The sequence below is a fragment of the Collinsella sp. 1033st1_E11_1033SCRN_220408 genome (assembly GCF_039062465.1).
GTDB lineage: Bacteria > Actinomycetota > Coriobacteriia > Coriobacteriales > Atopobiaceae > Parolsenella.
Genome location: NZ_JBCLNF010000004.1, coordinates 164,500 through 178,061, shown reverse-complemented (window position 1 = coordinate 178,061; position 13,562 = coordinate 164,500). Strand labels below are relative to the sequence as shown.

At 61.5% G+C, this 13,562-nt stretch carries 13 protein-coding genes; 9 read left to right on the top strand and 4 right to left on the bottom strand.

All coding sequences use genetic code 11. From position 1 onward, the window contains the following. The first annotated feature begins 159 nt into the window (after positions 1-159). The 4 genes from ABCN07_RS05360 (at position 160) to ABCN07_RS05345 (ending at position 4,039) form a co-directional block, all read left to right on the top strand. Complete coding sequence (locus ABCN07_RS05360; RefSeq protein ID WP_343005740.1) at positions 160-636, top strand: GNAT family N-acetyltransferase; 477 nt, start codon at positions 160-162, stop codon at positions 634-636. 202 nt (positions 637-838) lie between these two features. Then, on the top strand, positions 839-1,507 hold the full coding sequence (locus tag ABCN07_RS05355) for a hypothetical protein (protein ID WP_343005721.1): 669 nt from the start codon (positions 839-841) through the stop codon (positions 1,505-1,507). 189 nt (positions 1,508-1,696) lie between these two features. Then, positions 1,697-3,310, top strand: coding sequence for a peptide chain release factor 3 (locus tag ABCN07_RS05350; protein ID WP_293814351.1), 1,614 nt, complete (start codon positions 1,697-1,699; stop codon positions 3,308-3,310). A 201-nt stretch (positions 3,311-3,511) separates the two neighbouring features. Then, entirely contained in the window at positions 3,512-4,039 is a 528-nt protein-coding gene (locus ABCN07_RS05345) for a TIGR00730 family Rossman fold protein (RefSeq protein ID WP_343005720.1), read from the top strand. Between the two features lie 15 nt (positions 4,040-4,054). Here the strand turns inward: ABCN07_RS05345 and ABCN07_RS05340 are convergent, their stop codons facing one another. From ABCN07_RS05340 to ABCN07_RS05325, 4 genes are all read right to left on the bottom strand, one after another. After that, positions 4,055-4,414, bottom strand: a complete 360-nt coding sequence (locus tag ABCN07_RS05340; RefSeq protein WP_343005719.1) for a YolD-like family protein — start codon at positions 4,412-4,414, stop codon at positions 4,055-4,057. After that, positions 4,407-5,750, bottom strand: a complete 1,344-nt coding sequence (locus ABCN07_RS05335; protein WP_343005718.1) for a DNA repair protein — start codon at positions 5,748-5,750, stop codon at positions 4,407-4,409. The genes ABCN07_RS05340 and ABCN07_RS05335 overlap by 8 nt, the downstream gene beginning before the upstream one ends. Positions 5,751-5,887: 137 nt before the next feature. Further along, positions 5,888-6,373, bottom strand: a complete 486-nt coding sequence (locus ABCN07_RS05330; RefSeq protein WP_343005717.1) for a 6-carboxytetrahydropterin synthase — start codon at positions 6,371-6,373, stop codon at positions 5,888-5,890. Between the two features lie 42 nt (positions 6,374-6,415). Beyond that, positions 6,416-6,769: a helix-turn-helix domain-containing protein gene (locus tag ABCN07_RS05325; RefSeq protein WP_343005716.1), complete on the bottom strand. Its 354-nt coding sequence runs from the start codon at positions 6,767-6,769 to the stop codon at positions 6,416-6,418. A 162-nt stretch (positions 6,770-6,931) separates the two neighbouring features. Between ABCN07_RS05325 and ABCN07_RS05320 the strand changes: the two genes are divergently transcribed. The 5 genes from ABCN07_RS05320 to ABCN07_RS05300 all read left to right on the top strand — a co-directional run bounded on the left by ABCN07_RS05320 (position 6,932) and on the right by ABCN07_RS05300 (position 13,242). Continuing rightward, a complete protein-coding gene (locus ABCN07_RS05320; protein ID WP_343005715.1) occupies positions 6,932-8,092 on the top strand; it encodes an exonuclease SbcCD subunit D in 1,161 nt (386 codons plus the stop codon). Next, positions 8,093-11,410: an SMC family ATPase gene (locus ABCN07_RS05315; RefSeq protein WP_343005714.1), complete on the top strand. Its 3,318-nt coding sequence runs from the start codon at positions 8,093-8,095 to the stop codon at positions 11,408-11,410. 90 nt (positions 11,411-11,500) lie between these two features. Continuing rightward, positions 11,501-11,995 carry a low molecular weight protein-tyrosine-phosphatase gene (locus ABCN07_RS05310; RefSeq protein WP_343005713.1) on the top strand — a complete coding sequence of 165 codons (495 nt, stop codon included), beginning with the start codon at positions 11,501-11,503 and terminating at the stop codon, positions 11,993-11,995. A gap of 87 nt (positions 11,996-12,082) precedes the next feature. Beyond that, positions 12,083-13,099, top strand: a complete 1,017-nt coding sequence (locus tag ABCN07_RS05305; RefSeq protein ID WP_343005712.1) for an aminotransferase class I/II-fold pyridoxal phosphate-dependent enzyme — start codon at positions 12,083-12,085, stop codon at positions 13,097-13,099. Continuing rightward, on the top strand, positions 13,093-13,242 hold the full coding sequence (locus ABCN07_RS05300; RefSeq protein WP_343005711.1) for a hypothetical protein: 150 nt from the start codon (positions 13,093-13,095) through the stop codon (positions 13,240-13,242). The genes ABCN07_RS05305 and ABCN07_RS05300 overlap by 7 nt, the downstream gene beginning before the upstream one ends. The last annotated feature ends 320 nt before the right edge of the window (positions 13,243-13,562 follow it).

Here is a 13,562-nt window from a genome sequence, read left to right as displayed (position 1 = left end):
TGTAAGGGTCACGGTAACGCCGGGCGCAATGGGTGGCAAGGTGACACCTGGCCAGGGCCGTGCTGACGGTGCCTAACTTGTTGGCTATGAACGATCGCCACGTATCGGCTACCATCAGTTCCTAAGTGAATCTGGTTGCTAGGAGGCTTTGTGGGTGGCATGACGATCAGGCCCATAACCGCGGATGACGACGAAGCGATGGGCACCATCGCGCGCGGTAACCTCGCGGCGGTCGGGCTCGACATTCCGGGTACCGCCTTCTTTGACCCCGAGATCATGCACCTGAGTGGCTTCTACGACGAAGACCCTACGCGCCGCCGTTACTACGTTGCCGTAGATGACGATGAGCGTGTGCTCGGCGGCTGTGACCTGGCTGAGTTCTTGCCACTCGAGGGCACGGCTGAGTTGCAGAAGCTTTATCTGGCAGACGAGGCAAAGGGCCATGGTTTGGGTACGCGCCTCGTTGGGCTGGTTGAGGAGGCCGCCCGTGAGCTGGGCTACAGGTCTCTGTATCTCGAGACCCATTCGAAGCTTAAGGCGGCGATCAACCTTTATGAGAAGCTTGGCTATCGCGCCATCGATCCGGTCAGTCCCGGGCACGTTGCGATGGACCACTTTTTTATCAAAGACCTGTAGCTGCGGGTTTGGTTGGCAGCCACGCGCAGTCATCCGCCGGCTCCGAGTCGCGCCGTCATGCTGGCGCGCAAGCACCGTGGCCCCCGAATCGTCCTGTCGTCGTGCTGATGCGCAAGCACCATGGGCCCCGAATCGTCCCGTCGTCGTGCTGGCGCGCCAGCACCGTATTGGTTCCGTTTCTTGATTTACCGGAGGAATTATCGTGTCGTCAGACTTCTTTGACCTTCTCTACAACGGCTATACCGGCGAGTACCAGCTGATGAGCTCGCTCTATCGCAATGGGCTCGATGCGCTACGTCCCCCGGCGGACATGGGCATCGACGTCGTATCCCTCAACCTCAAGCAGCAGCTTGAGCATCCTGGTGTGGAGCCGGAGACGTTCTTCTTCCAGGTCAAGACCGCCGTCACGGACGTCTGCGAGGCGGAGGGCCAGCATGGAGCCATCACTACGGTGACGTTCAAGCTCAAGGAATCCGAGGTTGACCTGCTTGCTCAAGGACGTGAACGCGCGCTCTTTTGCTATGTGTACAACAGCATGGCGGGCACCCTCACGGATGCGTTCGAGACTCCGTTCATGTGCTTCTGGATGGACGGAGAGCGCCTCGAGACCCTTCGCCGCGCCGGCGCCTTCTATCGCCAGGAGGGCGACACGAAGCTGACGCTTGCCTGCCAGCTTCGTAAGCCCAAGCATGAGTTTGGCCACTGGTATGCTCTTGTGGTCAACTCTGATGGTGGTCAGGTCGACGGTGGCTACCTGGGGGTTGTTGGCGGCTCGGGCAATCCCGCCAGCGATGGGGCGGACCACTACAGCGTGTCCGGCTATCTCGATTACGCCCGTCGTGCCACCGGGGCGACCGCTGGCGAGGAATAGCATTTGAGGAAGATGCCCCGTTCGCCTGACGGGGTGGTAACCGCACTTGCCTGACGAGCCGATTCGCCTCACGTGAAGATACTGGGGCGAACGGGCGCGTTGCGGGTGCCGCGCGGCATTCGGCACGCCGTTATCCCTGCTTCTCGCTACAATGTTCGAGTCAAAACCGCACGATGAAGGAACAATTGCATGTCTTTCCTTGAAGACCAGATTTCCTCGCGCCGCACGTTCGCGATTATTTCGCACCCGGACGCCGGCAAAACCACCCTTACCGAGAAGCTCCTCCTGTATACCGGCAGCATTCAGACCGCCGGTTCGGTCAAGGGCAAGAGTAGCTCGAAGCACGCGGTCTCTGACTGGATGGATATCGAGAAGGAGCGCGGCATTTCCGTCACCTCTTCGGTGCTCCAGTTCACCTATGAGGGCCACTGCGTCAACATCCTCGACACCCCTGGCCACCAGGACTTCTCCGAGGACACCTATCGAACCCTCATGGCTGCCGACGCTGCCGTCATGGTTATCGACGGCGCGAAGGGCGTCGAGGCTCAGACCAAGAAGCTCTTCAAGGTCTGCACGCTGCGTCACATTCCCATCTTTACCTTCGTCAACAAGCTTGACCATGACGCGCGCGATCCCTTTGAGCTCATGGAGGAGATCGAGAACGTTCTCGGCATCAATACGTATCCCATGAACTGGCCCATCGGTAGTGGCCGCAACTTCCGCGGCGTCTTCGATCGCCAGACCCGTCACGTCATTGCCTTTGAGGGCGAGGGTCGCGCCAATGCCACCAAGAAGGTTGCGGAGATTGAGGCCGAGCTCGGCGACCCCTCCATGGACGAGCTGATTGGCGAGGAGAACCACCGTGCTCTGATGGATGACATCGAGCTTCTCGACGGCGCCGGTGACGAGCTGGACCTCGATGCCGTCGCCTGCGGCAAGCTGTCGCCCGCGTTCTTTGGCTCTGCCCTCACCAACTTTGGTGTCGAGCCGTTCCTTAAGGAATTCCTGCGCCTTACCTCGGCTCCACGCGCCTATACGGATTGCCTTACGGGCGAGCCCGTGCCTCCCACGCGTGATGACTTCAGCGGTTTCGTGTTCAAGATCCAGGCGAACATGGACAAGAACCACCGCGACCGCATCGCCTTCGTGCGCATTTGCTCGGGTAAGTTCGAGCGCGGCATGACCGCCTACCACGTGCAGGGCGAGCGCTCGCTCAAGCTCGCCACGGGTACGTCGATGATGGCCGACGATCGCGCCATCGTGGACGAGGCCTATGCCGGCGATATCGTCGGACTGTTTGACCCGGGCATCTTCTCCATTGGCGACACGGTGTGCACCGGCAAGCCTCCCGTGCGCTTCTCCGGCATCCCCACCTTCTCGCCCGAGCACTTCGCACGCATTTCGCAGGTCGACACTCTCAAGCGCAAGCAGTTCGTGAAGGGTATGGAGGAGCTCGCCCAGGAGGGCGCCATCCAGATCTTCCGCGAGCTTGGCGCCGGCATGGAGAGCGTTATCGTCGGCGTCGTGGGCGTGCTGCAGTTCGAGGTCCTCGAGCAGCGCCTCAAGAGCGAGTACCACGTCGAGGTCTATCGTCAGGCCCTTCCGTACCAGATGCTTCGCTGGATTGATGGCGATATGGACGAGAAGGCTGTCCGCGCCCTCAACCTCACGCGCGACACCTGCCGCGTCGAGGACATGCGCGGGGGCAAGCTGCTGCTCTTCACGAGCCAGTGGAACCTTGACTATGCCGTGGACCACAACGAGGGCCTCACGCTCAATGAGTTTGGCAACGTTACGTTCTAGCTCGACAGAGTTGCCGAGGGTGTTGCCCTGCGCGCTCGCCTTGAACCGGGCATCGTTCGATGGGCGCGAGCCCGGGGTGGCGCGGTGCGAGGGCCCGGCGCGAATCGCCCGCGCAAGCGTGCCGGTGCGACGTTGATTTCCGATGAGGCGGTGGCCGCGCGCTTTAGCCGGCCACCGCTTTGCTTTTGTGAAAGGACGCTTATGAATATCACGGTCTACCTGGGTGCGAGCGAGGGCAGGGACCCGGCGCTCAAGACCGCGGTGCGAGAGTTTGGTGCGTGGATCGGCGAGTCTGGTAATGCGCTGGTCTACGGAGGCTCCAAGAGCGGACTCATGGGCGAGCTTGCTCAGAGCGTTATCGCGGCGGGCGGCGAGGCGACGGGCGTCGAGCCGCGCGAGTTCATCGAGCGCGAGTTCCAGTACGATGAGCTCACGCGTCTCATCGTTACCGACACGATGGCCGAGCGTAAGGCCACGATGATTGAGCTTGGCGACGCGTTCGTGGCGTTCCCCGGTGGTACGGGCACGCTTGAGGAGATCGCGGAGGTCATGAGCGAGGTCGCGCTGGGGCACCTCGACGCTCCGTGCATCCTTTATAACCTCGGCGGCTTCTACGATTCTCTCGCCTCGCAGCTGGCCCTCATGATCGAGATGGGGCTCTCCACCCATGAGCGCCAGAACGGCATCCACTTCGCCACTTCGCTCGCGGAGATTCGCGCGCTGCTGTAGCTGGCGGAATCATTCTTAGCTCGCCACCGGGCGAAGGTTCCAGATGTCTTCGAATAGGATGCGTGCGTCGGGCTGGCCTCCTTCCCCAATTAGTATGAGCATGCGGAATGTGCTGTCTACCTGGCGAACCTTGCCAATCGTGGTGTGATAGCGGTCGCGCCCGTAGTAGGTGGCCTCTACCAAGTCACCTTTGCGTAGACGCACGAGCATCCGCGATATCTCTTCGGTGCGCTCCTCCGTGAGGGTGTGTCTTGCCTCACCCGCGTTCGCCTGCTCGGCCGCCAGCTCCTCGAAGCCCGTGAGGGCCGCAAATGGCATGAACTGTGCAGCGTCCGTATTGCGCGTGGCGTCATTTGTCGCGTACATCCTATGCATGATGGCCTCCCACCTGAGCATTCCTTTCCATGCCCGTTGCCTCGTCGCGCAGGCTCCTGCCACGCACGAGCGCGTTCTTGCCGAATCTACTCTTTACCGCGAGCGCCGCCTCGGCGAGACGCCGCTCTGCCGCCTCTGCCTCGAGGTCTGTGAAGAGCGTGACCTCTGCTTCTTCCTGGCTTACGAGGTCACCAAAGCCGATGGTGAGGCGTTTTACCTTGCGGGCAGGGTCGACCACGTCGTTGTACATGCGCTCCAACTCACCCATGAGGGCCTCTCGTGAGCAGGTGTGGGCCGAGAGCTTGTGGGAGGTGGCTGCATGGGGGCCGCGCCGCATCATCGCGATTTCCCACTCCGCATGGTCAACCTCGTAGCCAACCCATAACGAGACGTGCCCGCAGGCGAGGCGACTGCCCACGAGATCGAGCACGGCCTCGTCGACCATCTCGCGGACGATGGTGAGGGCCTCATCCGTTGTGTAGGGACGCGTGAGCACTTGCCCCGTACTGATGGAGTGCCGCTCTGGCTCATAGGCCTGGATTTGCTCGATCGAACAGTTCTCGATGCCTCGCGCATGCTCCATGAGGTGGCGCGCGTTGACGCCAAACTCGCGCCTGAGCAGAGGCTCGTCCATGAGTACAACGCCGGCGAGGTCATAGACGCCATAGCGCGCGAGGCGTCTTGCGATGCCCGGACCAATCTGCCAGATGTCCGTTATGGGACGGTGGTACCAGATCAGGCGACGGAAGCGCTCACCGTCGAGCATGCCGATGTGGCTCTCCTCGTGTTTGGCTAGGATGTCGAGCGCGACCTTCGCGAGAAAGAGGTTGGTGCCGATGCCCGCCGTTGCGCAGATGTGCGTCTCGGCACTGACGGCGTCCATTAGCATGCGGGCGAGGCCCATGGCATCCGTCCCGTAGAGGGAGAGGTAGGGCGTGGCATCTATGAAGCACTCGTCGACCGAGTAGACATGAATGTCTTCCTTGGCAATAAAGCGCAGGTATATGCCATAGATTTGCGCCGAGACCTCCATATAGCGACGCATGTGCGGTCTAATTGCCCGGTAGCGGATATTGGGCGGTATCTCGAAAAGACGTGGCCTGCCCGAAAGACCGCAGGCCTTGATGGCGGGGGAGAGGGCTAAGCAGATGGTGCCGGGGCCGCGGCTCGTGTCTGCTACGACGAGGTTCTCCTTAAAGGGGTCAAGCCCTAGATCGGCGCATTCGACAGAGGCGTAGAAGCTCTTGAGGTCGATGCAGAGGTAGACGTGGCCCGTATCCGACGGGTCGCGCGCGGTCGAGGGGCCGATGCCCACCGTGCTGCAAAATGTGTTCATGTCTCGCCTCCGTGCAAACAGTTGTTCGTATCTCTCGAACCCATGATGCAACGTATTGCGGACACTAAGTAGCCGCGAACGGGGAGCTCACAATGATGCCACGGCTTGTTCGATGCAGGCGAATAAACCGCAGGTAGTTACCTTCCCACATGCCCATCGCGGGCATAGAAGGCACGATTGTTGGGCGTCTCGTCAACCTCGATTTGGGAGATGGGGAGGTTGCGCTCGGCAAGGCGATCGAAGAACCAGCGGGCTAGGTTCTCGGCCGTGGTTCGGAACGGCAGCATGGTGAGCGTGAAGCCTTCGCTTTCGAGGGCGGCGACGGTTGCGGGCGCAAGCGAGCCCTCCTCCACAAGGAAGGTGTGGTCAAGCTCGTCGGCGACTTCGGCGACGATGCGCTTGAACACGCCAAAGTCGACGACCATGTCGCGCATGGTGCCATCATTCGTGACGGTGCCGTTATCTCTCAGGGCGCCTTCGCCGTTCGTGCCATCTTGCAGATCCTCAACCTCGATGGTCGCTACGACACGCCAGCGGTGGCCGTGGAGGTTCTCGCACTTGCCGTAATAGTTGGTGAGGAAGTGGGCGCCGTCGAAGTGCGCCTCGGCCTGAAGACCGTACATGCGAGCCCCTTTGCTGCCTGGGGCTTGGGCCACTCAGGCGTATTAGCTGTGATTTTGCGCGTCGCTTTGAGGCGCATCCGTCAAGGTGTCCGAAGTCTCGGCGGGAGTCTCCTCCCCGTCAACGGGACTAAAGGCATCATAGTCGACAGTAAAGAGATCGCGCACGTCGATGTCAAAGACGTCTGAAAGGGCGATGAGGGTCGAAAGCGTCGGGTTCATCGGATGGCCCGGACGCGACTCGCCCTTTTCAAACTTTTGATAGGTGTACGTGGAGATGCCAGCTCGTTGCGCCACTTCTTCTTGCGTATATCCACTCTTGAATCGGAGCATGCGCATGCGTCGCGAGAGCTCGCTTGAGTAATTCTCTTTTGTGAGGCGGTGCGTGCAGGTAGCCATTCCTCAAATATGTGTGGCAATGGTGCGCGGCGCCACCATACCAAGATGGTGTTGATGCCGAATGACCTTATGGGACGTCCCGTAAGGCGCGCCCTTAATGTCCGCATGTAACCGTACAATCACTAATCAATGACATTCACCCTGCTCACACCGGGAGACACCATGAGACTTCTTCACATCGCAGACCTGCACATCGGCAAGCGTGTGTGCGAGTTCTCCATGTTGGATGATCAGCGCCATATTCTCACGCAGGTCCTAGACCTGCTGCGTGGGGGCACCGTTGACGCCTTGCTCGTTGCGGGAGACCTATATGACAAGCCCTCTCCCAGCTCGGAGGCGGTCTCCATGGTCGACTGGTTCTTTGATGGGGTGGCGCAGTCGGGCGTGCCGGCCGTGGTTGTTCCTGGTAACCATGACTCCGCGGAGCGCGTGGGCTATGCGGCGGCCTCGCTCGCACGTCGTGGGGTGTACGTGTCTCCCGTCTTTAACGGCTCGATTGATTCTGTCGAGCTTGAGGACGAGTGGGGCCCGGTGCGAATCTGGCCTATCCCCTTCCTGCGTCCGGCGACCGTTCGCCACTATTTCCCCGATGCAACGGTTGAGAACTACACAGATGCCATGCGCGTGGTCGTTGAGGCTTGTGACCTGGGGCGCATTGAGGGTGCGGGTGCCGTGCGCAACGTCGCCGTGGCTCACCAGTTTGTGACGGCGGGCGCCTTTACGCCGGAGCGTTGCGACTCGGAGGTCTCTGTGGGTGGTTTGGACAACGTTGACGCCGGCGTGTTTGAGCCTTTCGACTACGTGGCCCTGGGGCACATCCATGGTCCGCAGCGCGTGGGAAGCGAGCGTCTCAGGTATTCGGGGTCGATTCTCAAGTATTCGCTCTCTGAGGCGGATGGTCAGAAGTCCGCCGTGCTCGTCGGGCTGGGCGCCGCAGGCGATTCTCCCGCGATAGAGCTTATTCCTCTCAGACCCCTTCATGACCTGCGGCGTATTCGCGGACCTCTCGATCGTCTCGTCTCGCCAGAGGTGGTTGGCGCGGCGGATTCGCATGACTATCTGCATGTGCTTCTTACGGACGAGAACCCTGCGATTGACGCGATGGCACGTCTTCGCGATGTCTACCCCAACGTCATGAGCGTTGCCTATGACAACGCTCGCACCCGTGCGGAGGGTCTGACCATGCATGACGCTCCCGCTACTGACGAAGCAAGTCCCCTCGAACTCTTTAACGAGTTTTATGAGCGCCAGAATGGTGCACCCCTTTCTGACGGCCAGCTTGCCGTCGTGACCGAGGAACTCGAGCGAATCAAGGTGATGTAGATGAGGCCCATTAAGCTCACGATGAGCGCGTTCGGTCCGTACTCTGGCGAGGTCGTGGTTGATTTCGCGAGTTTGGGGTCCACGGGTCTCTACCTCGTCTGCGGAGATACCGGCGCCGGCAAGACCACGATCTTCGATGCCGTCTCGTTTGCCCTGTTCGGATCTCCCAGCGGCCAAGATCGCACCGCACGTAGCCTGCGCAGCGATTTCGCCTCGGCTGCCACCCCGACGTTCGTCGAGCTCGAGTTCGAGCATCGTGGCCAGCGTTACACGATTCGCCGCAATCCCGAGTACGAGCGCCCCAAGCTTCGTGGCGACGGTCTGACGACACAGACCGCGGATGCGGAGCTTCGTATGCCGGAGGCCGCTCCCATAACGGGGACGCGCGACGTAGACGCCGCCATCTTGGAGTTGATCGGCATCGATCGGTCGCAGTTCTCGCAGATCGTGATGATTGCTCAGGGAGATTTCCGCCGCCTACTTTCCGCGGGCACAAAGGAACGTGCTGCCATTTTGCGCAAGCTATTTGGCACTGCTCCCTATGACGAGTTCCAGAAGGCGCTCAAGCGTCGCCGCGACAAGCTTGAGGATGACAGCAAGACGGTCCGCAACCGCCTTCTGGCGCTTGCCCCCATGATTTCGATTTCTGACGAGGCCGAGGTTGCTGAGGAGGGCGAGGAGGCAGGAGACGCCGCCACGTCTACGCGTCGCGAGCGACGTGATGCGCTTGGGGCCTCTGAGGCTCCGGATGCCGAGGACATGCTTGCCCTCATTGCCGAGCAAGACACCGCCGACGAGGCGATTCTCGGCGCGCTCGCGGAAGAAGCCTCTGCCGCCGCGGTTCGGGTTGAGACTCTGACGGCCCTCTCGGAGCGTGCTGGTCAGGTGCGGGCGGCGAAAGCCTCCCTTGAGGAGACGGTCTCAAAGCTCGCCATCGCACGCGAGAGTGTCGAGGCGGCGAGGGCGGAGCTCGATGAATGCTCGAAGACTGGACCCAGGCGCAAGGAGCTTTCAGATTCCGTGACCGTTCTCTCGCGTGAGCTCGAGTCATACGCGAAGCTTGGTCGCGCGCGCGAGGAGGTTCGCGAGGCAGCGCAGGGGGTTCGCGATGCCGAGGGGGATTTGCAAGAGGCGGCGGGTAATCTCGGGGCCATGCGGTCCGAGCTCGTGGAGGCTCGCAAGAAGGCGGCCGATCTCTCTCAAGCTCCCGCGGAGCTTGCTGAGGCTAAGGTGGCCCAAGAAACTGCTGCTCAGAGCGTCAGGGATGCAGAAGAAGCTGTTGCCGGATGCGCAGAGCTCGCGCGACGTAAGAATGCCTTGGTCGAGCTCAAGAAGGGTGCAGAACAAGCCGAGAAGCACCGTTCCTCTTTGGATGAGGCTGCCAGGGCGGCGGTGACTGCGCTGTCCGAGCTGAGGTCTCGGGAGGCGTCGTTCTCGGACGCCTCTGGTGCCGCGGCGCGGGCGAGGGCGCTCGTGGAAGACCTCGAGCGACGCGTCGATCAGGCTCGCAAGGATCATCGCGACCTCCAGGCGAGGGAGAAGGCTGCCCAGGCCGATGAAAGGGCGCTGGCTAAGGCGCAGGATGAATACTGTGCCGCGCGAGAGGCCCTCGAGTCTGCTCGAGGTGCCTACTCTCGTGTGCAGCGAGCTTTTATGGATGCTCAAGCGGGTATCCTCGCGCGAGACCTCGTGAACGGGGCACCGTGCCCGGTTTGCGGCTCCATCGAGCACCCCAATCCCGCCGTTCTCGCAGATGAAGCTCCGGCCGAGGAAGACGTGAAGAACGCAGAGGCCGCCTTTAATGCGGCGAGCGAGGCCGCAAATGCTAGGTCCAACGCCGCGTCTGCCGCCCGTCAAAAGGCGGATGGCTCAGCGGCTGAGCTGGCGCGCCTCCAGGAGCAGGTTGGAACCGCGGAGGAAGTCGCGTCTCTTGGCAAGAAGCTCGCGACTCAGCTCGATGCCGCCAAGGCGGACAGATCGAAGGCAGAGCGGGCCCTCAACGAGCTTGCTGAGCTGCGCGAACTGATCAAGTCGGCTGAAAAGCGAGAAAAGGATAGTGCCGCGGCGCTTGATGACGCGCGTTCGAGCGCCGAACAGGCTTCGCGTGCGCACGCCGCCGCGGAATCCGCCCTCGACCAATTCATTGCCTCACTGTCTACGGCTGACGCTTCGGTTGCTAGCGAGAGGCTCGAACAGGCGAAGCTCGTGCTTGAGGATACGAAGGAGGGGTGCCGCGCCGCCCAGGCAAACGAGGACGCTCGCGTGGCCTCTGCCGACAGGGCGACGAGTCTCGAGGCCGAGATTGCCAAGGCAGAGAGGCGCTCAAACGAGCTTCGCTCTCGACTGGAGTCCCTAAGGCAGGCATTTACCCAGGCGACGGCTAAGGCCGAGTCGCTCGCGGAAGGGCTTTCGTTCGAGGACGAGGCGACGGCATCGGCACGGCTTGAGGACATGAGAAGTGAACTCGAGGACCTTGTCTCTGCGTTCGAAGCGGCCCAAGGCAACCTCTCGGATCGAGAGCTTGCGGTCTCAAAACTCGAGGAACGAGCCAATACGCTGGAGGCGCAGATCTCCGCGCTCGATGTCGATGATTCCATATCCGCCGATGAGCTCGAGTCGCAGCTCAACCTGGCTCGAGCCAGAGCGAACGAGCTTGCCCGTCAGAAGGCGGCCGCAGAGCAGCGCCGTGAGGCAAACAGGGGGATCGAGCGCCAGCTTGAGGAGCTCGGCGATCGCGCTGCGACGGTAAATGCGCGCTTTGGTGAGCTGGATTCTCTCGCCAAGACCGCAGGCGGAACCCTCGTGGGCAAGGAGCGCATCACGTTCGAGACGTACCTGCAAGCTCGTTGGTTCGATCGCGTCCTTGCAGCGGCAAACCGCCGTCTGCTCGTGATGACGGACGGACGCTACGAGCTTGTCCGCCATAGCGGACAGCGCAGCGGTTCGGGTGCGGCACAATCGGGTCTCGACCTCGACGTTCGCGACTCCTTTACCGGGCGCCCGCGCGCGGCGTCGTCGCTCTCCGGCGGCGAGTCTTTCAAGGCGTCGCTCGCGCTTGCGCTTGGCCTCTCGGACGTGGTGCAGGCGAACGCTGGCGGCATCGAGCTCGACACGATGTTTGTGGACGAGGGATTCGGCACGCTTGACGAGGAGTCCCTGCAGCTCGCGCTGCGCACGCTCACCGAGCTCTCGGGCTCGAACAAGCTCGTGGGCATCATCAGCCACGTTGACGAGCTTCGCACCAGCATCGATCGCAAGATCGTGGTCGAGGCGGGCCGTACGGGGTCCACCCTTCACATCGAGGGCGCCGTCGCCTAGCCAAAGGTGACAAAGGGACAGTCCCTTTGTCACCTTTTCGTTACTATGGTTGCTCAGCCGTCCGCCCACCCTGAGACTCGGAGTGCCTCCATGCATCGCATCCTGTTTGTCTGCCTCGGTAACATCTGTCGCTCGACCATGGCTCAGTTCGTTATGGAGGACCTCGTCCGTCGCGCGGGACGCGAGGGCGAGTTCGTGATTGACTCCGCCGGCACGTGTGACGAGGAGCTTGGCAATCCGCCTCACTACGGTACGGTCAACAAGCTGAATGAGGTTGGCGTTCCCGTGGGACATCACCGCGCTCGCCTCATTCGGGCCGGCGAATACGCGGATTGGGACTACATCGTCTACATGGACTCGAGCAACGGCCGCGATCTTAACCGCATCTTCTCGGGCGATCCGGAGGGCAAGTGCGTGAAGCTCCTCTCCTTCGTTCCCGAGGATTCTCCGCTGCGTCCTCGTGCTCGTATGCACGATGGTTCCGTGCGCGACGTCGCCGACCCCTGGTGGACTCACAATTTCGATGACACCTACCGCGACGTTTCCGCCGCTTGTGTTGCGATGTTGGAAAGTCTTGAGAAATAAGCCGAGCGTCCGGCGAACTCCGACGTACAATCGCAGGTCACAAAAAACGCGCCTCAAGGCGCGTCGTGTCCAGCGACGGAGGTTCACATGCAGTTCTCGAAGCGTCTCGACCGGTTCGGCAGCGAGGTCTTTGCCTCGCTCAACGCTCGCCGCCGCGAGCTCGAGGCTTCGGGCCGCACGGTTATCGACCTTTCTGTGGGTACGCCGGACTTCGAGCCGCCCGCGCACGTGAAGAACGCTCTTGTCGAGGCTGCCAAGGATTCCGAGAACTGGAAGTATGCCCTGGCAGATCTTCCCGAGCTCACCCAGGCCGTCATCGACTACTACGCAGACCGCTTCGGCGTTACCGGGCTTACCCCCGATCAGATTATGAGTGTGAACGGAACGCAGGAGGGCATGGGTCGCATGGCGGAGGCCCTCCTCGACGAGGGCGACCTCGTGCTTGTGCCCGACCCCTGCTATCCGCTCTTCCGCGCCTCTGCCCTTATTGCCGGCGCCGACCTCGCCTTCTATCCGCTTGCGGAGGAGAACGGCTTCCTGCCGGATGTCTCCGCCATCGACCCCGCCGTCGCGGACCGTGCGAAGTACATGGTGGTTTCTCTGCCCGCAAACCCCGTTGGTTCGGTGGGCACGCCGGAGAACTATGCCCAGATCATCGAGTTTGCCCGCGCCCATGACCTCCTGATCGTCCATGACAACGCTTATAGCGACATCATCTTCGATGGCGGCGAGGGCCATAGCTTCTTTGAGAATCCCGGTGCGGCCGAGGTTGGCGTCGAGTTCTTCAGTCTCTCCAAGTCCTTCAACGTCACGGGCGCTCGCGTGAGTTTCCTTATCGGCCGCGCCGATGTCATCGCGGCTACGAGAAAGCTCCGTGGCCAGAGCGATTACGGCATGTTCCTGCCCATTCAATACGCTGCCATCGCGGCGCTCAACGGCCCTCGCGATTCCGTTCGCACCCAGGAGCTGCTCTACCAGGAGCGTCGTGATGCCCTGTGCGATGGCCTGGAATCAATCGGCTGGGAACTCCCAACGCGCATGGCTCGATGTTCGTCTGGGCGCGTCTTCCGCATGGGCGCACGGATTCGATGCAGTTTGTGCTAGAGCTTATGGAAAAGGCCGGTGTCATCGTGACGCCGGGTGCCAGCTTCGGTCCCGCGGGGGAGGGCTTCGTGCGTATGGCGCTCGTGCAGCCGCCTGCGGTCATCCGCGAGGCCGTCTCTGCGATTGCTGAGTCTGGCCTGTAGCGTCGAGCCCGCTTGGACCCCGTTCGAGGTCCAAAGTTGTACATGAATCAATGAACAACCCATTTGAGCTGGCATTTAATTGTCTACCGGAACGAGGTCAATCCGTCTTGTAAATCGACGGATTGAGAATTTCCGCGGGCGGTCATTACTCCACGCTTACGGAAAACAGCGTTTGGAGAAACCGCTCGCCGGATAAACTTCCACGTGGTTGAGTCCTTCGAACTGTGGCCTATTGAGAGCCGCGTTCGATCAGAACGGACCTAACCCTGTGGCGTCCATGCGAAGGGGATTCGCGTTCGCCGCATTCGTGGCAGGCGTGG